Source organism: Glutamicibacter halophytocola (assembly GCF_001302565.1).
Taxonomy (GTDB): domain Bacteria; phylum Actinomycetota; class Actinomycetes; order Actinomycetales; family Micrococcaceae; genus Glutamicibacter; species Glutamicibacter halophytocola.
On the sequence record NZ_CP012750.1, the window covers coordinates 559,954 to 582,784 of the forward strand.

The window sequence follows — 22,831 nt, forward strand, 5'->3', positions numbered from 1 at the left end:
TGGTGCGGGGCTGGGCAGCACCTACGGGCCCGGCCCCGCACAACGCAACAGCAGCAGAAAAGATGACACTGATGAGCACCACGACACCTATGTCACGGCCGAAACCCGCGGCCGAAAAACCAAGCACTCCCACCGCCGAAAAACTGGAGGAATCCAAGGGCGAACGCGCCATGCGCCGACGGCACCTGCGCGGGCGGCTGGACTTTAAATACTCGCCGTATCTTTACATCTCGCCCTTTTTCATCCTCTTTGCACTGGTCGGGCTCTTCCCGCTGATCTATACCTTTGTGGTGTCGATCAACGACTGGGACCTGCTGGGCGGGGCTGGCGACTGGGTGGGCCTGGATAACTACAAAGCCGAGCTGGCATCCCCGCTGTTCTGGAACTCGCTGTTTAACACCTTCAGCATCTTCCTGCTCTCGGCCATCCCGCAGCTGGTGGTGGCCACGTTCATTGCCGCGATGCTCGACCAGAACATTCGCGCCAAGACCTTCTGGCGGATGAGCGTGCTGGTGCCCTATGTGGTCACCCCGGTGGCGGTGACGCTGATCTTCTCCACAGCCTTCGACGAGAAGTATGGCCTGATCAACAACCTGCTCGGTGCCCTGAACCTGGATGCGATCGCCTGGAAGACCGAGGTGTTCCCCTCGCATATGGCCATCGCGACCATGGTGAACTGGCGCTGGACCGGCTACAACGCGCTGATCCTGCTCGCGGCCATGCAGGCGGTACCGCGTGAACTGCATGAATCGGCAGCCATTGACGGGGCCGGGGCGATTCGCCGCTTCTTCTCCATCACGCTGCCCAGCATCCGCCCCACAATGATCTTCGTGATCATCACCGCGACCATCGGCGGCCTGCAGATCTTCACCGAGCCAAAACTCTTCAACCCCAGCAGCTCGGTCCCCGGCGGGCCAGATCGGCAATACCAAACCACCGTGCTCTACCTGTGGGACCTGGCCTTCAACCGCGGAGACTTCGGCCGCGCCTCGGCCGTGGCCTGGATCCTGTTCCTGATCATCATCGTCATTGGCGTGATCAACTTCTTGATCTCCGGCACCATCGCCTCGTCATCGGAGCAGAAGAAACTCCGCCGAGCGGTCAACCGCGCCGACAAACGTGCCAGGAATCGCTTCGCCAGCTTGCAGACAGGAAGTGCCAAAGATGAGTAACGCCACCGTGCAACGGGCCTCGGTGCCCAAGGTCGCGCGCCCGGGCCGGGGAAAGAACTTTTCCGCCGACCGGCGCCCCGGATTCCTCACCTACGGCATCCTGCTGGCATTCCTCATCGGCAGCACCTACCCGCTGTGGTATTCCTTCGTCATTGGTTCCTCCACCGGTGCCGTCTTCTCCTCGGCCTGGCCGCCGCTGTTGCCCGGCGGGCAATTTTGGGTCAACGTGGCCGAGGTGTTCGATTCGGTCGACTTCTGGGCGGCGCTGGGCAACAGCCTGGTCGTCGCCTCGGTGATCACCTTCTCGGTTGTCAGCTTCTCCACCTTGGCAGGCTATGCTTTTGCCAAGCTGCGCTTCCGCGGGCGCCAGGGACTGCTGATCTTCGTGATCGCCACATTGGCGGTGCCGACCCAACTGGGCATCATCCCGATGTTCATGATGATGAAGCAGCTGGGCTGGACTGGCTCCCTCGGAGCGATCATGATCCCGACCCTGGTCACTGCCTTTGGAGTCTTCTTCATGCGCCAGTATCTGGTGGACAACATCCCGGACGAACTGATTGAAGCTGCCCGCGTTGACGGAGCATCAATGATTGGCACCTTCTGGCATGTTGGCGTGCCGGCGGCCCGTCCGGCCATGGCGATCCTGTCGCTGTTCACCTTCATGACCGCGTGGACCGACTACCTGTGGCCGATGCTCGTGGCCCCGCAAACACCCACCCTGCAGGTGGCCCTGAGCCAGCTGCAATCTGCCCGATATGTCGACTACACCATCGTGATGACTGGCGCGCTAATGGCCACGATTCCCCTGCTGTTGCTCTTCGTCGTGGCAGGCAAACAACTTGTATCCGGAATTATGGCAGGAGCTGTAAAGGGCTAATGACTCATCACCTATCCCAAGAATTTTCGTGGCCCAAGCACTTCCTCTTCGGCTCGGCCACCGCGGCGGCTCAAATTGAGGGCGCAGGCCATTCATATGGCAAGGAAGACTCCGTCTGGGACGCCTTTGCCCGCACGGAAGGAGCCATCGCCGGGGGAGAAAACCTCGAGGTGGCGGTAGACCACTATCATCGCTACCGCGAAGACGTAGGGCTGATGCGGGAACTGGGGCTTGATTCCTATCGTTTCTCCACCAGCTGGGCCCGGGTGGTGCCCGGCGGCCGCGCGGTCAATGAGCAGGGGCTGGATTTTTATTCACGCCTCGTTGACGAGCTGCTGGAGAACGGCATCCTGCCATGGCTGACCCTCTACCACTGGGACCTGCCCCAGGCGCTGGAAGAACGCGGTGGCTGGGCCAACCGCGATACCGCCTACCAATTTGTCGAGTACGCCGAGGCGGTCTACGGCAAGCTCGGCGACCGCGTGCAGCACTGGACCACCTTCAACGAGCCGCTGTGCTCGTCGCTGATCGGCTACGCCGCCGGCGAGCATGCGCCGGGACGCCAAGAACCTGAGGCCGCGCTGGCCGCCATGCACCATCAGCATCTGGCCCACGGGCTTGCCACCCGGCGGCTGCGCGAATTGGGTGCGCAAGAACTTGGCATCACCTTGAACCTGACCAATGCCGTGCCCAATGACCCTGCCGATCCGGTGGACCTTGAAGCATCCCGCCGCATCGATGCGTTGTGGAACCGGATGTATCTGGATCCGGTCCTGAAGGGCTCCTACCCGGAAGACCTCTTGGAGGATGTCGGCCATCTGGGGCTGTCCGGCGTGATTCATCCCGGGGACCTGGAAATCATCCACCAGCCCATCAATTTCCTTGGCGTCAACCACTACCACGATGACAATGTGTCCGGCCACCCGCTTCCAGAAGGCCAGCCAGCTGCGGTGGTTCCCACGGATTCCGCCAAGTCTTCTCCATTCGTGGGCAGCGAGTACGTGACCTTCCCGGCGCGCGACTTGCCTCGCACCGCCATGGGGTGGGAAGTGAACCCGCAGGGATTGCGGGTGCTGCTTAACCGTTTGCGGCAGGACTACGCGAACCTGCCGGCGCTCTACATCACCGAAAACGGTGCCTCGTACACCGATGAGGTGAGCGAAGCGGGAACCGTCGAGGACCACGAGCGCAGCGAATACATCTTGGACCATCTGGATGAAGTTGCCCGTTCCATCGAAGACGGCGTAGATGTCCGTGGCTATTTCGTTTGGTCATTGCTGGATAACTTCGAGTGGGCCTGGGGCTATGACAAGCGCTTTGGCATCATCTATGTCGATTACCAGAGCCAAGAACGAATCATCAAGAATAGCGGTCGGGCCTACGCAAGCCTGATTGCCGCTAATCGTACAATGGCATAACACCTGAGCGTGATGGTCCGCGGCCCCGGCTAGGGGCGTTGCGGACCATCTTGCGTGCTTGGGTGGCCAGCAAACTACCCGGACCCAGGCGCACAGGAATGAGCATGCAAGAACCACGCAAGCCGCAGGCAACACTGGAATTGGTCGCAGAGCGAGCCGGGGTTTCGCGCGCCACGGTATCGCGTGTGGTCAACGGTTCGGACCGGGTGAAAGCTGATGCCAGGAAGGCCGTTGAACAGGCGATCCGGGAGCTGAACTATGTCCCCAACCGGGCAGCTCGTTCGCTGGCCCAGGGGAGGACCAACTCGATTGCGCTCGTGGTTCCCGAAAATACGGCGAAGTTCTTCGCAGATCCCTATTTTGCCAAGGTGGTTCAGGGGGCCGCTCAATATGTGGCGGGCACCGAATTCATGCTGACCTTGTTGCTCTCGACCGAATCGGATCCTGCAAAAACCACCCGCTATCTTCAGGGCGGAAACGTTGATGGGGCTTTGGTGCTGTCGCATCATGCGGCGGACCGCTCCTATGCGGATCTGGGCTCCCTGCTGCCGCTGGTCTACGGCGGACGCACCATGAGCACCGACCAGAATGAAATCTATGTAGTAGACATCGACAATATTGCTGCCGCCCGCCAAGCAACCGAAGTCATCATTGCCCAGGGGCGCACCAGGCTGGCGATGATCGCCGGGCCGCAGGACATGGGCGCCGGTTTGGACCGCTTGACCGGATTCCAGCAGGCAGTTCACAACGCCGGGCTAGAACCGGCGGTCATAAGGATTGGTGATTTCACACCCGCCAGCGGACACCGGATCATGCAGCAGCTGATTGAAAGCAAGGCCGATTTTGATGGCTTGTTTGCCGCCAGTGCGCAGATGGGTTTCGGAGCATTGCAGGCGCTGGCCGAAGCAGGATTCAAAGTGCCCGCGGATGTATCGGTGACTGCGGTGGACGACGACTCGTTCGCGCGCAGTTCCACCCCGCCCCTGACCACAATTGCGCAGTTCCCTGAACGCCAGGGCGAGATCATGGCTGAATTGCTGATCAAGAGGATCCAGGGCGAGCAGGTGCCCGAGTGGAGCATCATGGACACCAAACTTGTGCTGCGCGATTCCCACTAGCTGGCAGGTCGAATTCCGGCAAGAACATAAAAAAATTCCCACTCAGTTGAGCGGGAATTTTCAATTTGTGCGCCCAAAGGGATTCGAACCCCTGACCTTCTGTTCCGTAGACAGACGCTCTATCCAGCTGAGCTATGGGCGCATATTTATTTGTTGTCGTCTTGACGACTTGAATAACTGTACACGAGTTTGAGGCGGAGAAAAAACCGAAATGGGCAAAAGTGCCGTGATTCACAAAATATCTAGTGGAGAGGGCATTGAATGGCTTGATTGCCATAGAATCCAGGGCCTGTGCCCGGGAGATCAGGCTCGGTCGTGGAGTATCGCCTGATAGAGGTTGTGGTCTTGCCATCTGCCAGCGATTTTCAGGTAATTCGGTGCCATGCCGATTTTGCCAAAGCCATTTTTGAGGAGCACTTGTTGCGAAGCGTGATTGTGCAAGAGGGTGCTGGCTTCGAGCCGGTGCAAGCCAAGGGAATCGGTGGCTTCGGTGCGCAGCGCGGCCACGGCGCGCGAGGCGAGGCCCTGGCCGGTGAAGTTGTGATCGACCCAGTAGCCGAGGCTGCCGCTCTGGAAGGGGCCGCGGACGACTGAAGCGATATTAAAACGGCCGACCAGCGCATCTCCTCGGAAGAGTCCATAGGGGTAGGCCAGCCCGTTTTGATGTGCAGCAAGGACTTGTGAAATATTCTCGGCCTGCCAGGCTTCGGTGAAATATTCGTCGGCCCGCTCTGGTTCCCATTCGCTTAGATGCTCTCTGTTGCGCAGGTAAGCCTGGGCAAGCTGCGAGGCGTCGCTGACTTTGAGCAGTCGAAGGGCGGTGTGCGAATCAAGGGTTAGCTGGCGCATCAACTTCTCCGTGGGAACAAAAAAATTCCCACTCGGTTGAGTGGGAATTTTCAATTTGTGCGCCCAAAGGGATTCGAACCCCTGACCTTCTGTTCCGTAGACAGACGCTCTATCCAGCTGAGCTATGGGCGCATATTCTGTTGTTGATTCGTTCTCACGAACCTCGAATTACTATACAGGTCGTTTTCGGCATGTACAAATTGGCGGGCAAAGCTACCGTGCCGAGGTGAACAAAAGGATATATGAAGCGGGCTAAAGGGTACCGGTCTACGTGACCTTCGTCACATATTTTTACACGTCGCGCTTTCCCCTTCCCCGGAATTTCGGGAATTTTCTACTTCTGAATTAACGCGCGTGAGAATTCTGAGGTCTCAATCACACGGTCGGCTCCGCATGCTCCCCATAGCCTTGATTCATTGCTAGTTGAGCCCAATGGAGGGAACAAATAATGAGCACGAGCTCGGATCAGACCGTTATCGACGCAGCCGCCACTTCGCACAAGGCGTTGGCAAGCTGGGTTGAAGAAGTGGCCGCCCTGACGAAGCCGGATCGTGTTTATTGGGTAGACGGATCAGCTGAAGAAGCCGATCGACTGACCGCCGAGCTGGTCGAGGCCGGAACCCTGGTTAAGCTGACCGATCCAAATTTCCCTAACTCCTACGCTGGATTCTCGGATCCCAAGGACGTTGCGCGAGTAGAAGAGCGCACCTTCATCTGCTCCAAGAAGAAGGAAGACGCTGGCTTCACCAATAACTGGGAAGACCCGGAGAAGATGAAGTCCATGCTCAATGGCCTGTTTGACGGGTCGATGCGCGGACGCACCATGTACGTTATTCCTTTTGTCATGGGGCCGCTGGATGCCGAAACTCCTGCCTACGGCGTAGAAATCACCGACTCCGCCTACGTCGTGGCTTCCATGCGCATCATGGCCAAGATCGGAACTGAAGTCCTGCGCAAGATGGAAGCGGAGAATGCCTTCTTCGTACCGGCTTTGCACTCGGTCGGCGCACCATTGAAGCCAGGACAGGAAGACGTTGCGTGGCCATGCAACGAGAACAAGTGGATTGTGCACTTCCCGGAAGAGCGCTCCATCATGTCCTTCGGTTCGGGCTACGGCGGCAACGCGTTGCTGGGCAAGAAGTGCTACTCGTTGCGCATTGCCTCGGCCATGGCCCGCGATGAGGGCTGGCTTGCAGAGCACATGCTGATTCTGAAGCTGACCAGCCCGCAGAACAAGGCCTACCACATCGCGGCTGCCTTCCCATCGGCTTGCGGCAAGACCAACCTCGCTTTGCTGGACCCAACCATCGATGGATGGAAGGCAGAGACCCTGGGCGATGACATCAACTGGATGCGCATCGGCAAGGACGGCGAACTGCGCGGCGTGAACCCGGAATACGGGCTGTTCGGCGTAGCGCCAGGCACCGGCTGGTCCACCAACCCGAACGCCATGCGCGCCATTGCCAAGGGCAACAACATTTTCACCAATGTGGCCCTCACCGACGAAGGCGGCGTGTGGTGGGAAGGCATGACCGACGAGATTCCAGCACACCTGACCGACTGGTTGGGCAATGACTGGACCCCGGAGTCCGGACGCCCGGCAGCGCACCCTAACTCGCGCTTCTGCACCCCGATCTCGCAGGTCGACATGCTCTCGGAGGACTACTACTCGCCAAACGGCGTGAAGATTGACGCGATCCTCTTCGGCGGCCGCCGCAAGACCACCATCCCATTGGTGACCGAAGCGCGCAGCTGGACCAACGGCATCTTCATGGGTTCCACCCTGTCCTCGGAAACCACCGCGGCAGCCGCAGGCGCCACCGGCGTGATCCGCCGCGATCCAATGGCCATGCTGCCATTCATCGGCTACAACGCAGGTGACTACCTGAACCACTGGGATAACATCTCGGCCAAGCTCAACCCTGAGCAGATGCCGAAGATCTTCCTGGTCAACTGGTTCCGCCGCACCGCCGATGGCGGCTTCGCATGGCCAGGTTTCGGCGACAACTCGCGTGTGCTCAAGTGGGCTATCGAGCGCATCGAAGGCACCGCCGATGCCAAGGAAACCATCATAGGCAACGTGCCAACCGGCGAGTCCATCGACCTGACCGGCTTGGAAGGCTTCACCCCGGCCGACGTCGAGGCTGCCGTAGCCGTGAACAAGGACGAATGGGCCACCGAGGTCGAGGGCATCGAAGAATGGTACGCAAACTTCGGCGACGCGCTGCCAGCTTCGCTGCGGGCCGAGCTTGATGGCTTGAAGTCGCGCCTGAACGCCTAGGCTGAAACGCTGGTCAATAAGGGATGAAAGGCTCCTTGCCTCTGGGATTCCAGAGGCGAGGAGCCTTTTGCCTGCGCAAAAAGCAACCGTGGCGCGCAATTGTCACAATCCGGGCACAGTTTTCCCACACCGAGCCAAAGTGGGTGCAAAATCAACTAACTGTGAAAAGATAACCCTATGGTTTTGGCACGTTTGATTCTTGGGCTGCTGTGCTTGTCGCCGATGACTGGCTATGAGCTCAAAAAGCACTTTGACTCCTCTATTAACCACTTCTGGAATGCGGACAAGGCACAGATTTATCGCACCTTGGCTCAGCTGGTTGATAAGGGCTATGCCACCGTGCGCACCGTAGCGCAAAGCAATTACCCTGACCGCCAAGAACACCACATCACCGACGCGGGACGCGAAGTCCTCACCGGGTGGCTGTCGGCAGGAGCCGTGCAATCTCCAGAACGTGATCCCTTCATGGGGCAGGTGTTCTTCGCCGCCGAATTGGAGCGCGAAGACATCGAAGCATTGCTGGTGCAGCGTCGCGAAGCTACCCAGTTCATCCTCGATGACTACCTCTCCCAGCGCGAAGGCATCGATATGCGCGCGGCCGCCGACCGGCGAAGCTTCTTGATGGCCGCCACCCTTGACCATGCGATCCGACAACAAGCCGCCGAGCTGGAATGGCTCGACGCGGTATTGGAGTACCTGCCATGACTTCCGCCAAAGATTCCGGGCCCAAGCCAGCTCAAGGCACAGCGCGTGACGCCACCGACTACCCCGAGGTCCACCCGGGGCGGGCGGCAGAGGGCCAGCGCCAGGTGCCAACCCTGGTCTTCTTGCACGGAGGCAACGTCGGCAACTGGAGCTGGGACCCCCAGGTCCTGGCCTTCGGCGACTTCAACATCCTCACCCTGCACCTGCCGGCCTTCGGAGCCCGCTTCGAGGAAACCTGGGAGGGCTTGGAATCGGCCGCCGACGATGTAGCAGCGCTGATCGCCGACGAAGTCTCCGAAGGCGGCGTGCACCTGGTTGGCATTTCACTCGGTGGGGTCATTGCCCTGCACGTGGCTGCACGGCATCCCGAACTGGTGGACTCGGTGCTGATCACCGGTGCTCCGGTGACCGGGGCCAGCGCCACAGCCCGCGCCTTCCACCGGATGCAGCTGAAGCTGATCGGCAGCGAATGGTACTGGCGTTTCCAAGCCGGGGCCTACGGCATGGTTGACGACGAGCGCGAGCTGTTCACCGAACACGGGGTCAAGCTGAAGCCCGAAAATATGCGTGCCATCATGAACGACCTGGATCCTGGCGGGCTGCCTGGGAACCTCGAAGCCTATCAAGGGCCGGTGCTTGCGCTGGTGGGCGCCAAAGAGCCGAAAATCGTGCAGAAGTCGTTCGCGGCATTGCGCGAGAAGCTTCCGCAGGCGATCACCCGAGTGGTTCCGGGAATGCATCACCAGTGGAATATCGAGAATCCGATCCTCTTCAACTCGGTGCTGCGCAAGTGGATTGCCGATGGCGGCCTGCACCAGATCCTCGTTGACCCGCAGGCGGTGAAACCGGCACGCGGCGCCAAGCCGGCGCCAGCGGAACAGCCGGCTGAAGCACCGGCAGATCAAAGCCGGGCAGCCGCGGAATCGATGGGGGCGGCAGAAGAAGCCGGGCAGAAGAAGCCGGGCAGGTTCACCGCGAAACTCGATTTCAAGAAGAAGGAGCCGCAGCAAGGCGATCGCCGGGAAGATCCTGCGGATACCGAAAAGTAGCGGCACAAGGCGCTGCCGGCGAATTCTGCCTGAATCCGCCGGCAGCGCCGAAGTGCACCCTTGATATCAGGCGGCGAGCCACACGTCGGGACCGAAGACCTCATAGTGGATGCGCTCGGCTGGAATACCGGCTTCCAGCGCCTGGGTGCGCACGGCGTTCATGAATGGCAGGGGACCGCAAAGGTAGACCTGGGCATCCTCGGACAGCGCCGCGGCGAGGTGCATATAGCCGGATTGGGCGTTCAGCCCCTCGGGCAATTCCCCGCGTTCGAACCAGGTGCTGAGGGTGGCTCCTGGCAGCTTGCCGATGGATTCAAGCATCTGCTCGCGCAATGGCCACGTGGTGATTTCCTGGTCTGCGTGCAGCACGGTGATCTTGCGGGTGGAGCTGTGGGCAGCCAAGGTCTGCAATGCGGCGGCGCTAGGAGTGCAGCCGATGCCGGCGGTGGCGATCACCAGGGGCGAGCCCTCGTTGTCGATGACCAGGTCGCCATAGGGGTTCGATAGCTCAATCACGCCGCCGATCTCCAGGTTGTTGTGGATTACCGGGGAGAACTCGCCGTTCACATCCAGCTTCACGGTGATGGTGCGGCGGCGGGCATGCTCGACATCGTTGCTCAGGGTGTACTGGCGAACCTGGCGCAGACCGTCGGCCATCGGCATGCGCACCGAAACGAACTGGCCCGGCTTGGCCACGGTGACTGGAGTGCCGTCAGCCGGTTCAAAACTGAGGATTACCGAATCAACGCCGGTTTCAGCGCGCTCGACGAGCTTCCACGGGGCGTAGATCCCGGCATTGGCCTGCTGCGCGTACAGGCCCTTCTCGATCTTGATCAGCGCGTGGGCCATCAGCCAGTAGACCTCTGTCCATGCGTCGGCGATCTCCGGGGTCAGCGCGTCGCCCAGGTCTTCGGCAATGGCATCAAACAGGTGCTTGTAGACGATGGGGTATTGTTCCTCGGCGACCCCAAGGGAGGTGTGCTTGTGGGCTACGCGGGCGAGCATCGTTTCAGGAGCCGTGCCAGGGTGCTTGACCAGATAGGTGGCAAAAACTGCGATCGACCCGGCCAAGGCCTGCTGCTGGGTGCCGTTCTTCTGGTTCGAGCGGGAGAAGATTCCGTCGAGCAGTTCCGGGTGGGCTGCGAACAGGCGGTTGTAGAAGTTCGGGGTAATGCTGGAGATGCGCTCTGCGATGATCGGCAAAGTGGCCTCAATGAAAGGGAAGGACTTGGGGGACAGCATCGGGTCTCCTTGGGAGTAGGAATAACTCGCATATGAAATGCAAGATTTATGATTCATTTCTACGCCTCGTAGAAGAAGATTGCAAATTCATCGGCGGGCCACCCGCGAAGAGCAAGCGAAATCACTTCAGCGGCGAGGAGAAGCTAGGAAAAATCGCGCACCATCGGGAACGGAAGCGACGTGATCGGCGACGCGGATGATCCAGGGCAGATGTCCTGGATGGTCAAGGGATCCAAGGAAGCGTAGAAAGCTTCACGAGCCTGGCGGAAGACAGCCCGCAATCGGCAATTGCCCGACAGCGGGCAAGCCGTTTGGGCGTCATGTTCGGAGCAATCGACGATATCGGTGCGCTTGTCCAATTGGCGCAACAGCCCGCCGAGCGAGGTGTGCAACGCGTTATCGCCCAAGGCCGCGCCGCCGTTGCGGCCGCGAGTGACCTGCAAAATTCCCAGCGTGCGCAATTCCAGCACGGCCTTGGCGACGTGGTTATAGGGGACTCCAACCGAATCGGAGATCTCGCGGCTGGTCAGCTGCCCGGTGCCGGGTGTTGCCAGAACCATGATGGTTCGCAGGCACACATCGGTGAAGGCGCTGAGTTTCATGCTTATTACTTTACGCGGGGAAAGCATTTTGGGGTCAGCATAGTGACCATGCTGACCCCAAAACTGCAAGGCCGGTTCTAGAGCGCGTTGGCCCAGACAGCCTCCGCGGATTCTGCAGCAGGCTCGTCGAAGAGCCACTCGCCGCCTGGTTCTGCCGGCATGGTGTACGGCTGGACGATCGCCAGGGCCGCGCCCACGCGGTGCTCGGCCACCACGTGGATGGCGTCGCGATCGTTTTCCTGGAGCAGCACGTCCGAGGCGATGGCGATGGACTCGAAGTGGGTGCCCTGCTGATTCAGGACCTGGACCAGCTCGGAGGCCATGGCTTCGGTGTCGATATCGGCGTCCGGATCCTCGGGATCGTCCGTTGGCGGGACGGCGATCAGGCGCAGCTCAGGCTCGTCTTCGCCTTCCTTCGGCTCCAGGGCGATGGCGAAGGGGAGGAACACGCCCTGCTCTTCAAGCTGTTCGCGAGCCACGCCCAGCGCGGTGCCCAGAACCTTGTTCAGCGCGTCCTTGACGCCCTCATCCAATGATTCGAGATTCATGTCTTCCCTTTGCTAGTTGGTGGCGTTTTCTCCGCGCACGATCGCCAATACGGCATCGCGCACAGGCTCGATGATTTCTGCGGTGCGGCCCTCGCCGTTGAAGCGAAGGTATGGTTCGGTGTTGGACGGGCGCAGGTTGATCCACCAGCTGCCGTCGGCAGCAGAAATGGTCGTGCCATCCATGGTCATCACATCCACCGGCTGTCCGTCAAAGTGCGCGAGCACCGAAGCGGTGGCGGCCTCCTTGTCCTCAACCTGCGAATTGATCTCGCCGGTGGCAACATAGGGCTCATACTCGGCGCCCAGTTCGGAGAGCGGAAGGTCCTGCCCGCCCAGCGCCGCCAAAACATGCATGGCAGCAAGCATGCCGGTGTCGGCATTGTAGAAATCGCGGAAGTAGTAGTGGGCGGAGTGCTCGCCACCGAAAACCGCGCCCTGGGTCGCCATCTCGGCCTTGATGAAGGAGTGGCCCACGCGGGTCATCACCGGGGTGCCGCCAGACTTGGCGACAAATTCAGGAACAGCCTTGGAAGTGATCAGGTTGTGGATGATCACCGGGTTCGCTTCGCCGGCGGCCTGCACACGAGCGATTTCGCGGACCGCAACCAGTGCGGTGATCGCCGATGGGGAGAGCGGCAGGCCGCGCTCATCGATCACGAAGCAGCGGTCGGCATCCCCGTCGAAGGCCAGTCCCAGATCGGCGGAGTGCTCCAGCACCGCGGCTTGAAGATCCTTGAGGTTTTCCGGTTCCAGCGGGTTGGCCGGGTGATTGGGGAAGGTGCCATCGAGCTCGAAGTACAGCGGGATGATTTCCAAAGGCAGCGCCGCAAGCACGGTATCGCCGAGGACCGCAGGGGTGGTCATGCCGCCCATGCCGTTGCCAGCATCCACCACCATCTTCAATGGGCGGATGGCCGAGAGATCAACCAGTTCGCGCAGGTAGGCGGCGTAGTCTGCCAGGACATCGCGCTCGGAGATGGTTCCTTGCGGGGCATCGCCGGAGACCGGCAGGCCCTCGTCCAGGTACTGCTGCGCGAGGTCGCGGATGTCGAAGAGGCCGGTGGCCGAGGAGATCGGACGAGCGCCAGCCTTGGACATCTTGATGCCGTTGTACTGGGCAGGGTTGTGGCTGGCGGTGAAAACGACGCCGGCTGCATCCAGCTTGCCGGAAGCGAAGTACAGCTCGTCAGTGGAAATCAATCCGAGCATGATGACGTTGGCGCCCCGGTAGGTGGCACCGCGGGCAAAGGCCTGGGAAAATTCTGCCGAGGACGGGCGCATGTCGCCACCGACCAATACGTCCTTGCCGGCCAGGGACAAGACATCGACAAAGGCAGCGCCGATAGCTTCGATCGCTTCGGCATTCAGGCTCTCGCCGACTACGCCGCGAACGTCGTAGGCCTTAAAGCTCTGATTAAGATCAATTTCTTCACTCACACCTTTCAGCCTACCGGTTTGACTGATTCAAATCATCGAGAATGGCGCTATTGTGCATGGGAAATGCCTAACACTTCCGCTAAATAAAGGTTCCCGTCACCCTCTGTTTCCCGCTTCTTGCACAAATCGTCCCGCCCCGGAACTAAAACAGGGGAGGAAACTGAAATACTTGAGCCATGGATGGCTCAATGCAGGTGGATCTGAAAACACTGGCGCTGCAGAAATTGCGCGCCCTGGTGCAAAACCCGGAAGCCCAGTTCCACGACGGACAGTATGAAGCGATCGAAGCCCTGGTCGCTGAACGCCGCCGCGCGCTGGTGGTCCAGCGTACTGGCTGGGGAAAATCCGCGGTGTACTTCATCGCGTCGCTGCTGCTTCGGCAGCAAGGCTATGGCCCGACCCTGATCGTCTCCCCGCTGCTGGCACTGATGCGCGACCAGGTGGCCGCCGCAGAACGTGCCGGGGTCCGTGCCGCGGCCATCAACTCGGCCAATGTGCTCGAATGGCGTGAAATTCTTGACAAGCTGCAGCGCAATGAACTTGATGTGCTGCTGGTCTCGCCCGAGCGGCTGAACAATCCGTCCTTCCGCGAACAGCAATTGCCCATGCTGATGCAGCGTTTGGGCTTGCTGGTAATCGATGAAGCGCACTGCATTTCCGACTGGGGCCATGACTTCCGCCCGGACTATCGCCGCATTCGCGACCTGATCGCCCGCTTGCCCCAGGGCCTGCCAGTGCTGGCCACCACCGCAACAGCCAATAGCCGCGTGGTTGAAGACGTCGCTGAACAACTGGCCGGCGGGACCGAGCAGGTATTCACCCTGCGCGGCACCCTGGCCCGTGATTCGCTGCGCCTTGGCGTGCTGCGCCTGCCATCTCCGCGTATGCAGCTGGCGTGGCTGCTCAGCCACATCAACGACTTCAAGGGCTCCGGCATTATCTACACGCTCACCGTGTCCGCAGCTGAGGATATCGCCAGATTATTGCGTGAAGCCGGGCATGAAGTGGCCGCCTACACCGGGCGCACCGATTTGGAGGAGCGCGAGCGGCTAGAACAAGCCCTGAAAAACAATGAGGTCAAAGCGCTGATTGCAACCAGCGCGCTGGGGATGGGCTTCGATAAGCCAGATCTGGGATTTGTGCTTCACGTGGGTGCCCCGAGCTCGCCGGTAGCGTACTACCAGCAGGTTGGCCGTGCCGGCCGTGGCAGTGTGAATGCCGACGTATTGCTGCTTCCTGGCCCGGACGATTCGGAAATCTGGGAGTATTTCGCCACCAGTTCCATGCCGGATCAGCTCCGCGCTACCCAGGTGCTTGACGCCTTGGCCAGCACCGATGGCGCGATGAGCGTTCCTGCCTTGGAGAGCGCGGTGAATTTGCGCCGTTCCCCGCTGGAGCTATTGCTGAAGGTGCTGGCCGTGGACGGGGCCGTGGAACGCGTAGCCGGTGGCTGGATGCGCACCGATATGCCGTGGGCCTATGACGCTGATCGGTACAAGCGCGTGGCGCAAAGCCGCATTCACGAGCAAACCCTGATGGTCAGCTACGAGAACACCCGGGGTTGCCGAATGCAGTTTCTGACCGAGGCACTGGATGACCCGCGCTCGGTGGCCTGCGGCCGTTGCGATAATTGTGCCGGGGTCTGGTTCGATGACCACATTCCAGAAAATTCCAAGGACAGCGCCCAGGCGGCGTTGGGACGGGTCGGCATCCCGATCGAGCCGCGCAAGCTCTACCCCTCGGGACTGGACCGATTGGGCTATTCGCTCAAGGGGAAAATTCCTGTTGATGAGCAGCTGGCCAATGGCCGCGCACTGGCCAGGCTGACCGATCTCGGGTGGGGCAATCGCTTGCGCCAGCTGTTTGCCGACCCGGCCGATCACCCCATCGACAAGGCGATGCTTGATGCCTGTGTCAAGGTTCTGGCCGAATGGAACTGGGAAGAACGCCCGGTGGGTGTTGTTGCCATGCCTTCGAATAAGCGCCCGCAACTGATCACCTCGCTGGCTCAGAACTTGGCCGAGGTGGGGCGGCTTCGATACTTGGGGCAGCTGGAGTATCGGGGCGCGGGGCCGCAAAACGGCTCCGGGGGCAACTCCGCGTTCCGCGTGGCCGCGGTAGCCGACGCCTTCGAACTTCCGATGGCCTTGGAACAACTGGTTTCGGGGGCTCCCGGTCCGATTTTGCTGGTTGACGACCTTGCAGATTCGCGATGGTCGCTGGCGATGGCCGGCCGTGCTTTGCGGATTGCCGGGGCGCCAGGTGTCCTGCCTTTCACTTTGGGCGTAGCAGGGTGATTGCACAGTTAAACGAAGTAGTCTGGATGTATGGAAATTATCATCTGGCTCGTCGTCGTCATTGCCGTGATTGCCCTGGGCTACTTCGGTCTGCAGGCATTGCGGAAGAAGAACACTGCGCAAGTTGCGCAGGCGATCTCCCGCGAAGCGGCCGAAGCAGCTAACGCGAAACTAGATGATTCCTCTCGCAACTCGGTCTACCGCAACTTGGCCAAGGGCGATGTCATGGGGGCCGTGCAGATCTACCGTGCGGCTACCGGCGATTCGGTGAAGAACTGCGTCATCGCGGTGCGCAGCCTCGATAAGTACCCGCAGGTTGCTCCAGCCAAGGAACTTCCAATTGATGATGCTGAGATCAAGGCCTTGAGCGACAAGCTGGAAGCCCAGGTCGAGCGTGAAGACCGCGAGGCATCCACGGACAAGGCAGAGGACTCCCATCCGGAATCCACTGATGACCTTTGGGTGGTTCCGCAGGAGTGGAGCGAGCAGTTCGGCTTGGAAAATGAGCCGAGCGCTACCCACTTCAAGATGGCCTTTGAGCTCGATGGCGAGAGCCGCGAATTCTCCAGCGAGCAATTGCCAGCAAATGAATACGACCAGCTGTTCTCCATGCTGCGCGATTCCAACTTTGAAGAAGCGGCAAAAATTTTGCATGGCTACACCGGTCTGCCGGTGGAAGACCTGGAGCGGATGATCGCGACCTCGCCAATGTCCGGTGGAGCAACCGATGGCAGTGTTGCTGATTTCCGTTTTGAGGGCCAAGGACCTGACGGACCTGTGCACTTCGACGCGGCGGAACTGCCTGAAGCCGACCGTGAAGCACTCTTTGAAGCGATCGCCGATACTGACTTGGACCGCATGTCAGAGATTATCGTGCGTCATACGTCGTTGCCGGAAGACATCGTGCAGAACATGCTGCAGACCTTTGTTAAGCGCAAGGACTAGCGCAGGCTGACGATTCGCCTGCAGGATTTCAAATCGGCGCCCCGAGCACCAAGCTCGGGGCGCCTTTTTTGATTTCAGTTGCAGGGAATCGGGCGCCGATAGCATCAGGAAAGTAGTCTTCGAGGCTTTCTTGGGCGTTCGCGGTGCAGGCGGCTTCTGAGCTGCGCGTGAATTTGCGGATTAAAAAGAAATTGTTTTCTCTTGGGACATCGGTGACGGTTCTGCCTCTGGTTCCAACATATCCATCCGGCCCACCACGACAGCAATTCCGCCACCCGGAACCATTTGCTGACACGGCCTGCATGTCCTGAGACATCGTTCACCAGGGTGGCGTCAGGCCCTGTCCTTCTAGTTCCAAGCAGTTTAGGCTGGTTCGCCAATAATCTAATGACCCCCTGCAGGCCTGGCCAACGGCCCTAGGAAGTACTCTTCGGCTTTTCCTTCAAACGACTGAGCGCAATTCGGGCAAAACTCGTTCGTTCCGGCGAAGACTTCAGGGTCAAATCCGGACGCTCTGCAGGCAGCGGACGCCAGCGAATTGTGCGAACATTCGGGGCATTGCCATGCTACCTCGTAGACTTCATGATCATCATGGATTGCATCGGCGGCTCTTATAATCAACGGCGCGTTGAATGGTCTGAATTCCGAAGATGACCTTTTGCTTGACCCCAATTTTCCCCCAATGAGCATTTCGTGGATTCCCAGCTAATCACAAGGTTTGGGCTATTTGTGCACCAATAGTCCAACGTTGCACAAAAGTTATAAAACAAAGTAATTATGCCAACCACACTGTCAGGCATATGGAGGACTGATGCCCCCGATCCCTGAATTCCTAAGAGCTGGTCTCAAGCGATGGGGATAATATCCACCCTCGTACTCTTGCGGCGTTCTATTTGAAGCCGCTGGGGTCAGCGGGTGCCGGCTACGAGAATTCGCGGACTTGCTCGACGAGTGGAACGGGAAACCAGAGAAGAAGGGCCGCGCCGGAAAAACCATCCAGCCCGCAGCGCTTGGTGTCTCCGCTAAGACCCTCGCTTTGGAGAAAAGGACTGGGCGGATCCAACGTGAGGTCACGTCGACTCAGGGTGGATCAGTCAAAGACCAGACGGAGCGCATTGAAGTTCGCGAAACAAAACAGCCTATATGCTGGCGGAGAATGCGGAGAAACTCGCTGAGAACATCGCAACGCTCAACCAGCATAAAGCGATCGCAGAGGAATCTGACAAGCCCTAAACAAACTTGCCAGGGATGTCGGCAAGCTGAAGCCGAACTACACACCAGAAACCTAAGCCACCCAGCGCGGTGGCTTGTCTAATGCCCGGGCACGAGAGGTCTCTGGGTTTTCCTCGGCCCGAAAGAATTCGACTATGAACTACTTTCTTGCTCCTGCCCTTGTGGATCTTCACATCGATGCCAACACCCGCTGACCCAACCACGACAAAGCCTCCGATGGATGGATCGGGGGATCTGCCACATCCGGCTCGCATGACTCACCATAACCCGCGCGCTATGCGGTCGGCGGCATCGTGCGAGTCATCGACATGGACAAGAAGGGGAGAGGAACAGCATTGAGAATTACCTGGACGATACCATCTGTGGCGCGCGCACCTGCTAGGTCATCTGAACCATCGGAGCGCGTCTTTTTCGGTGTCGAATATCTGCGATAGGAGATCGTGATCTGAGTACCAGCGGACACGGTAATTCGTGATGTTTTTCGGCTGGTGTAGGTGTCGAAGCTTGCCATGAAGTTAGTATGCGGCAAGGCTATGACGCTTTTGCCCGGTTCCATGGCGTTGGAAGAAAAAAACCCCTACCTGAGTAGGGGTTTTATGGCGGACACGGGGGGATTTGAACCCCCGGTCGAGTTTTAGCCCGACCCTTCATTAGCAGTGAAGTCCATTCGGCCGCTCTGGCACGTGTCCATCCGCTGTTTCCAGCAGAATCTAGCCTACCTGAAGATAGGCGCGTGTTCCAAAACGAGTCGGCTACTGCACATGTCGCCAGAGGAATTCGTAACTTGTAGCCAGCATTTTCGCGGTTGACTCGTTGTCGGTGGAACCCGCATGGCCGCCACCTTCTGGCTCGTGATACCGCACATTATCAATACCCAGATCCATCATTTTGGCCGCCATGATGCGTGCTTGCGAGGGACCGACCCGGTCATCGGAGGTTGTGGTCCAAATCAACGACGCAGGATAGTCATCCACTGGATGAGGCTGGTCACTGAGGCGATGCACGGGAGAAAACGTCCGAAGGAACTTCCAATCCTCGGGGATTTCAGGATCCCCGTATTCGGCGATCCATGAATGCCCCGCGGCGAGCTGGGTGTAGCGCTGCATGTCAAGCAGCGGGACTCCGCAGGAGATGGCGCCGAACAGCTGGGGGTACCCGGCAATCATGTTGCCCATGAGCAGACCGCCATTGGATCGGCCGGTAGCGGCCAAATGCTCGCGTGAGGTCACATCACGTTGCACCAGGTCTTCGGCGATCGCCGCAAAATCCTCGTAGGCCCGGTGGCGTTTTTCGCGCAGGGCCGCACGGTGCCAAGCCGGACCATATTCGCCGCCTCCTCGAATGTTGGCCATCACGTATATTGCTCGTCGGCCGCTATCGTTGTGGCGAGACAGCCATCCCACGCCCATCGCGGCGGCATAGCCAGGGGTCATGCTGTGCTGGAATCCGCCATAGCCATCCATCAGTACCGGGTTCTGCCCATCAAGAACCACGTCTTCGGGCGCCACCTGGAAGTAGGGAACCCGAGTGCCATCAGCTGAGGTTGCGAAATGCTGGGTGACAGCAAGTCCATCGGCGGGGAAGCGTTCTGGTGATTTCTTCACCGTGGCGGCTTTGGAACCGACGGCACCTCTCAACAACGTCGTCGGAGTGGTGAAACCGGTGACCGTCATCCAATAGTCATCGCCAGCGAGGCCGTCTTCATCGTCGACGGCACCCACCGAAATGCTCAGCATCGGATCTTCCAGCGGCATTTGCGATTCGCTGAAATTATCGCGCAGGCTAATGACGCGCACCTGAGCGGCGACGTGATGCAAAATAGTGAGAAGCAGATAGTTTGCGGTGAAGCTCAAAGACTCCAAGGCAGTGCTTTCATCGGGGGCAAAGAGCACTCTTTCGATAGTTCCATGGGCTAGGAACACATCGAGCTGGGCGATCGCCAATGAGCCGGCTGCGACGACCTGGCCTTGATGCTCCCAATCAGTTTGCGGGGCGAACAGCACCCATTGCCGGTGAAGGCTGACCTGAACATCGGTGGGCACATCAATTACATGATGCTCTCCATCGAGGAAGACCCCGGTGATCGAATGATAGAAATCAATGGCGTCAGTGGTCACCACGCGCTCAAAGCCCGGGGTGGAATCGTAGTAGCCGAAGGCAGCCACATGCTCCTTGTCGACCTCGAACAGTATCGGCGCCTCTTCAATTCCAATGCCCCGACCGACGCGGCGCAGCGTGCTCGAGTAGGTGGATCGCGTGGTGAATTGCCCGCTACTGGCTGAGCCGACCAGCAAGGTGTCCCGGTCAATCCAGGAGGCCTGGGTCTTGGCCAACGGCAAGTCGAAGCCGTCTTCGACAAAACCCTTGCTGGTCAAGTCAAACTCGCGGACGCGCACCTGATCGCCACCGTCGGGGCTCAGGCGAATCAGCGCCCGTTCGTAGGGTTCTGACTTCTGTGGACGAAGCAGCGAGGATCCAGCAAAATGCCATTCTTGTCCTTCGGCGATCGCCAAGGCATCCAGATCGAGCAGGACCTCCCACTCAGGAGCATCGGTGAGATAGGACTGCCAGGTTGTGCGCCGCCAAAGTCCCAGACGGTGTTCCGAGTCGCGCCAGAAGTTGTAGTAGTGCTCGCCGCGTTTTGTGACCATCGGGATGCGGTCCTGGGCATCGAGAACAGACTTGATGTGCTGGACCTGTCCGCGGAACGAGTCATCGTAGAGCTCGTCTTCAGTCCGCTGCGTCTGCTGGCGTACCCAATTCAGGGCAGCTTCGTCGCGGGTCCCTTCCAGCCATGAATATGGATCGGTGCTCGTCGCCTTAGAAACTTGCTCAGTCATGGGCATAGTCTATGCGTTGGGGCTCGTGGCCTGCGTTGAAGGTAATAACCTATAGGAGTGAGCACCGTGATGGAGAACCCCAAGAATGAGTACAGCCTGGCCATTGTCGGGGCGGGCCCGCGCGGCACCAGTGTGGTCGAAAGATTTGCTGACTTGGCACTAAAGCTGACGCCCAAAGGCAGCCGGCTGAACATTGTGGTTTTTGACCCGTACCGTCCCGGATCGGGGCATGTCTGGAATCCACGCCAGTCGGAGAACTTCTGGATGAACACCCCCGCTTCATTTCCTACGGTCGCGCCGGAACGGGCCACCGATGAGCCTGGCCTGAGTTTCAGGCAGTTTGTGCAGCTGAAGGGCGATGGACGGCAGCTCAGCGAAGACCATGCGAGAACCATTGAGCGCATTGACGCGGGGACCTATCCCTCACGGGCCATCTACGGCGAATATCTGGAGCATGTTTTTGACCGAAGCTGCGAGGTGTTGCGTGAGCATGATTCCTTCAGCATCCAGCATGTTGCCGCCGAGGTTCTGGCGCTGCGGACGCAGGGCAACGGGTACCAATTGGAATACCAAGCGGCGGCTCACGGTTCCGAGGTGCAGCATTTGCCGGTGGACGCAGTGGTGCTGGCTCTGGGGCATCAAAGTGCAGAGCTGAATCCGTGGCAAAAGCAGCTTCAGGAAGCCGCGACTAATTCCGGCGCTACCTATCTGCCCCCGAATATCCCGGCGGACCTGGATTTCAATAAATTCGTAGGGGGCCAGCCAGCGCTGATTCGCGGACTGGGATTGAACTTCTTTGACTGCATGGCAGAACTGACCTTGGGCCGAGGCGGCATATTCCGGGAAGTCGGTGCCGAGCCAGGGCAGCGCCTTGAGTACGTTGGTTCCGGGAGGGAGCCGGAACTCATTGTCGCCTCGCGCCGCGGAACTCCGTACTGGGGCAAGCCGGTAGTTGACCAGTTCATTCCCGATGAGATTCAACTGCGCTTTCTTGATGTCCAGGATCTGATCGGCCACTTGGCCGAGATCCGGGCGACAAATTCAAACGCCACTTTAGAATTCTCGCGGCATATTTGGCCCAAGCTGCATCGTGATGTGCTCTTTGCCTATTATCGGCAGTGCGTCCAGATCAGCGGTGCGCCTGCGGGGTCCACAGCAGAAGAATTCGTTGACCAGCTAGAGGCAATCCTCGTAGCCGAACACCGTGAAGGCAGCCAGGTGTGGTTGGGAGAGCTGCGCAAATTCATCTCGCAATTCCCGGAGATTCAATGGCTGGATGTTCCCAAGCTCGCACGCCCCTTTGAAGAGATCGGTTTTGCCTCCAACGAGGACTACCAACTGGCAGTGCAGGATTATCTGGCCAGCAATGCCCGGCACAGCTCAGCGGGACTCGATGACCCGCTGTCCTGCGCAATCATGACCATGAACGCCGGTCGCATGCTGGTCAAGGAACTGATAGTCGCAGGCGCTATCGACGAGCAATCTCGAATAGAAGAGATCCAGGCACACTTCGAGCCGCTGGTCGAGGGGCTGGCCTCCGGGCCGCCCTTGGAACGCATTGAACAGCTGCTGGCGCTGTCCCGCGCTGGCATCGTGACCTTTATCGGCCCGGAGCCCGAGTTCGCCTTTGATGAAGTTTCTGGCCAGTTCACGGCTTCATCGCCATGGGTGGACGCAGAAGTGCACACAGCCAAGACCATGTGCGAAGCAATGATGCCCAGCAACCGCGTACTGCAGAATGACACAACGCTGATCAGGCAGTTGCTCAAGGACCACGTTGGCCGGGCGCACACGTGGCGCAATTCTGAAGGTGAAAGCCTCCCGGGCTCGGGATTTGATGTTGTTGGCGAACCCTACCGGCTGGTCAACAGCGAGGCCCTGGCCCACCGCGGCATTTTTGTGATGGGACTGCAGCTATCCTCAGCCCAATGGGGGACTGCCATTGCTGCGCAAGCCGGTGACCTGAACAATCCCGCAGCACGAACACTCAAGGACGCTACCCACGTGGCCAACGAAGTGGCGCGCCTTGCCGGTTTCCTGGTGGGCGAAGGGCTGCCGGCCGAACGGCATTAAACAGCTTGGCGGGCCGATCCGAAGATCAGCCCGCCAAACTCATAACGCGGATGGTATGGGATTTGAACCCATGAGACGGGGTTGCCGCCTACTGGTTTTCAAGACCAGCTCCTTCGGCCGCTCGGACAACCATCCAACCCGA

Annotated in this window: 17 protein-coding genes and 4 tRNA genes; 10 read left to right on the top strand and 11 right to left on the bottom strand. The window is 59.5% G+C overall.

Translation table 11 applies throughout. From position 1 onward, the window contains the following. The first annotated feature begins 71 nt into the window (after nt 1–71). From AOZ07_RS02565 to AOZ07_RS02580, 4 genes are all read left to right on the top strand, one after another. On the top strand, nt 72–1,172 hold the full coding sequence (locus tag AOZ07_RS02565; protein ID WP_236995247.1) for a carbohydrate ABC transporter permease: 1,101 nt from the start codon (nt 72–74) through the stop codon (nt 1,170–1,172). Continuing rightward, complete coding sequence (locus AOZ07_RS02570) at nt 1,165–2,052, top strand: carbohydrate ABC transporter permease (protein ID WP_098945485.1); 888 nt, start codon at nt 1,165–1,167, stop codon at nt 2,050–2,052. The genes AOZ07_RS02565 and AOZ07_RS02570 overlap by 8 nt, the downstream gene beginning before the upstream one ends. Then, nucleotides 2,052–3,470: a GH1 family beta-glucosidase gene (locus AOZ07_RS02575; RefSeq protein WP_060700580.1), complete on the top strand. Its 1,419-nt coding sequence runs from the start codon at nt 2,052–2,054 to the stop codon at nt 3,468–3,470. The genes AOZ07_RS02570 and AOZ07_RS02575 overlap by 1 nt, the downstream gene beginning before the upstream one ends. 104 nt (nt 3,471–3,574) lie before the next feature. After that, entirely contained in the window at nt 3,575–4,588 is a 1,014-nt protein-coding gene (locus AOZ07_RS02580; protein WP_236995248.1) for a LacI family DNA-binding transcriptional regulator, read from the top strand. Nucleotides 4,589–4,656: 68 nt separating this feature from the next. On the opposite strand, the gene AOZ07_RS02585 is transcribed toward AOZ07_RS02580, so the two are convergent. The 3 genes from AOZ07_RS02585 to AOZ07_RS02595 form a co-directional block, all read right to left on the bottom strand. Beyond that, nucleotides 4,657–4,730: transfer RNA gene (locus tag AOZ07_RS02585), tRNA-Arg, on the bottom strand. 161 nt (nt 4,731–4,891) lie between these two features. Next, nucleotides 4,892–5,437 (bottom strand): GNAT family N-acetyltransferase, encoded by a 546-nt coding sequence (locus AOZ07_RS02590; RefSeq protein ID WP_060700582.1) that lies wholly within the window; start codon nt 5,435–5,437, stop codon nt 4,892–4,894. Nucleotides 5,438–5,495: 58 nt separating this feature from the next. After that, nucleotides 5,496–5,569, bottom strand: a tRNA-Arg gene (locus AOZ07_RS02595). A 316-nt stretch (nt 5,570–5,885) separates the two neighbouring features. Here AOZ07_RS02595 and AOZ07_RS02600 point away from each other — a divergent pair. From AOZ07_RS02600 to AOZ07_RS02610, 3 genes are all read left to right on the top strand, one after another. Beyond that, complete coding sequence (locus AOZ07_RS02600) at nt 5,886–7,718, top strand: phosphoenolpyruvate carboxykinase (GTP) (RefSeq protein WP_060700583.1); 1,833 nt, start codon at nt 5,886–5,888, stop codon at nt 7,716–7,718. Between the two features lie 177 nt (nt 7,719–7,895). Beyond that, nucleotides 7,896–8,423 carry a PadR family transcriptional regulator gene (locus AOZ07_RS02605; protein ID WP_060700584.1) on the top strand — a complete coding sequence of 176 codons (528 nt, stop codon included), beginning with the start codon at nt 7,896–7,898 and terminating at the stop codon, nt 8,421–8,423. After that, the gene (locus AOZ07_RS02610) at nt 8,420–9,472 is read left to right on the top strand and encodes an alpha/beta fold hydrolase (protein ID WP_060700585.1); all 1,053 of its coding nucleotides are present in this window, start codon (nt 8,420–8,422) and stop codon (nt 9,470–9,472) included. Before AOZ07_RS02605 ends, AOZ07_RS02610 begins: the two co-directional genes overlap by 4 nt. A 66-nt stretch (nt 9,473–9,538) precedes the next feature. Here the strand turns inward: AOZ07_RS02610 and AOZ07_RS02615 are convergent, their stop codons facing one another. The 4 genes from AOZ07_RS02615 to AOZ07_RS02630 all read right to left on the bottom strand — a co-directional run bounded on the left by AOZ07_RS02615 (nt 9,539) and on the right by AOZ07_RS02630 (nt 13,301). Further along, nucleotides 9,539–10,714 (bottom strand): globin domain-containing protein, encoded by a 1,176-nt coding sequence (locus AOZ07_RS02615; RefSeq protein ID WP_060700586.1) that lies wholly within the window; start codon nt 10,712–10,714, stop codon nt 9,539–9,541. Between the two features lie 143 nt (nt 10,715–10,857). Continuing rightward, complete coding sequence (locus AOZ07_RS02620) at nt 10,858–11,316, bottom strand: RrF2 family transcriptional regulator (RefSeq protein ID WP_060700587.1); 459 nt, start codon at nt 11,314–11,316, stop codon at nt 10,858–10,860. 77 nt (nt 11,317–11,393) lie between these two features. After that, nucleotides 11,394–11,864, bottom strand: a complete 471-nt coding sequence (locus AOZ07_RS02625; protein WP_060700588.1) for a hypothetical protein — start codon at nt 11,862–11,864, stop codon at nt 11,394–11,396. A 12-nt stretch (nt 11,865–11,876) separates the two neighbouring features. Then, the gene (locus AOZ07_RS02630; protein WP_171918632.1) at nt 11,877–13,301 is read right to left on the bottom strand and encodes a phosphomannomutase/phosphoglucomutase; all 1,425 of its coding nucleotides are present in this window, start codon (nt 13,299–13,301) and stop codon (nt 11,877–11,879) included. A gap of 176 nt (nt 13,302–13,477) precedes the next feature. On the opposite strand from AOZ07_RS02630, the gene AOZ07_RS02635 reads away from it, so the two are divergent. Both AOZ07_RS02635 and AOZ07_RS02640 read left to right on the top strand, forming a co-directional pair. Next, nucleotides 13,478–15,598 (top strand): RecQ family ATP-dependent DNA helicase, encoded by a 2,121-nt coding sequence (locus tag AOZ07_RS02635; protein ID WP_060700590.1) that lies wholly within the window; start codon nt 13,478–13,480, stop codon nt 15,596–15,598. 30 nt (nt 15,599–15,628) lie between these two features. After that, complete coding sequence (locus AOZ07_RS02640) at nt 15,629–16,543, top strand: hypothetical protein (protein ID WP_060700591.1); 915 nt, start codon at nt 15,629–15,631, stop codon at nt 16,541–16,543. A 1,507-nt stretch (nt 16,544–18,050) separates the two neighbouring features. On the opposite strand, the gene AOZ07_RS18640 is transcribed toward AOZ07_RS02640, so the two are convergent. The 3 genes from AOZ07_RS18640 to AOZ07_RS02650 all read right to left on the bottom strand — a co-directional run bounded on the left by AOZ07_RS18640 (nt 18,051) and on the right by AOZ07_RS02650 (nt 20,616). Beyond that, nucleotides 18,051–18,287, bottom strand: coding sequence for a hypothetical protein (locus tag AOZ07_RS18640; protein WP_171919333.1), 237 nt, complete (start codon nt 18,285–18,287; stop codon nt 18,051–18,053). Nucleotides 18,288–18,373: 86 nt separating this feature from the next. Beyond that, nucleotides 18,374–18,465 (bottom strand) — tRNA-Ser (locus AOZ07_RS02645). Between the two features lie 63 nt (nt 18,466–18,528). Next, nucleotides 18,529–20,616, bottom strand: coding sequence for a prolyl oligopeptidase family serine peptidase (locus AOZ07_RS02650; RefSeq protein WP_060703270.1), 2,088 nt, complete (start codon nt 20,614–20,616; stop codon nt 18,529–18,531). Nucleotides 20,617–20,685: 69 nt separating this feature from the next. On the opposite strand from AOZ07_RS02650, the gene AOZ07_RS02655 reads away from it, so the two are divergent. Next, nucleotides 20,686–22,689: an FAD/NAD(P)-binding protein gene (locus AOZ07_RS02655; RefSeq protein ID WP_060700592.1), complete on the top strand. Its 2,004-nt coding sequence runs from the start codon at nt 20,686–20,688 to the stop codon at nt 22,687–22,689. A 47-nt stretch (nt 22,690–22,736) separates the two neighbouring features. Here AOZ07_RS02655 and AOZ07_RS02660 read toward each other — a convergent pair. After that, nucleotides 22,737–22,824, bottom strand: a tRNA-Ser gene (locus tag AOZ07_RS02660). Nucleotides 22,825–22,831: the final 7 nt, after the last annotated feature.

Excerpts from the sequence above, each read along its gene's own strand:
- AOZ07_RS02565 (WP_236995247.1), top strand. The coding sequence starts at position 72 with ATGAGCACCACGACACCTATGTCACGGCCGAAACCCGCGGCCGAAAAA.
- AOZ07_RS02570 (WP_098945485.1), top strand. The coding sequence starts at position 1,165 with ATGAGTAACGCCACCGTGCAACGGGCCTCGGTGCCCAAGGTCGCGCGC.
- AOZ07_RS02575 (WP_060700580.1), top strand. The coding sequence starts at position 2,052 with ATGACTCATCACCTATCCCAAGAATTTTCGTGGCCCAAGCACTTCCTC.
- AOZ07_RS02580 (WP_236995248.1), top strand. The coding sequence starts at position 3,575 with ATGCAAGAACCACGCAAGCCGCAGGCAACACTGGAATTGGTCGCAGAG.
- AOZ07_RS02590 (WP_060700582.1), bottom strand. The coding sequence starts at position 5,437 with ATGCGCCAGCTAACCCTTGATTCGCACACCGCCCTTCGACTGCTCAAA.
- AOZ07_RS02600 (WP_060700583.1), top strand. The coding sequence starts at position 5,886 with ATGAGCACGAGCTCGGATCAGACCGTTATCGACGCAGCCGCCACTTCG.
- AOZ07_RS02605 (WP_060700584.1), top strand. The coding sequence starts at position 7,896 with ATGGTTTTGGCACGTTTGATTCTTGGGCTGCTGTGCTTGTCGCCGATG.
- AOZ07_RS02610 (WP_060700585.1), top strand. The coding sequence starts at position 8,420 with ATGACTTCCGCCAAAGATTCCGGGCCCAAGCCAGCTCAAGGCACAGCG.
- AOZ07_RS02615 (WP_060700586.1), bottom strand. The coding sequence starts at position 10,714 with ATGCTGTCCCCCAAGTCCTTCCCTTTCATTGAGGCCACTTTGCCGATC.
- AOZ07_RS02620 (WP_060700587.1), bottom strand. The coding sequence starts at position 11,316 with ATGAAACTCAGCGCCTTCACCGATGTGTGCCTGCGAACCATCATGGTT.
- AOZ07_RS02625 (WP_060700588.1), bottom strand. The coding sequence starts at position 11,864 with ATGAATCTCGAATCATTGGATGAGGGCGTCAAGGACGCGCTGAACAAG.
- AOZ07_RS02635 (WP_060700590.1), top strand. The coding sequence starts at position 13,478 with ATGGATGGCTCAATGCAGGTGGATCTGAAAACACTGGCGCTGCAGAAA.
- AOZ07_RS02640 (WP_060700591.1), top strand. The coding sequence starts at position 15,629 with ATGGAAATTATCATCTGGCTCGTCGTCGTCATTGCCGTGATTGCCCTG.
- AOZ07_RS18640 (WP_171919333.1), bottom strand. The coding sequence starts at position 18,287 with ATGGCAAGCTTCGACACCTACACCAGCCGAAAAACATCACGAATTACC.
- AOZ07_RS02650 (WP_060703270.1), bottom strand. The coding sequence starts at position 20,616 with ATGACTGAGCAAGTTTCTAAGGCGACGAGCACCGATCCATATTCATGG.
- AOZ07_RS02655 (WP_060700592.1), top strand. The coding sequence starts at position 20,686 with ATGGAGAACCCCAAGAATGAGTACAGCCTGGCCATTGTCGGGGCGGGC.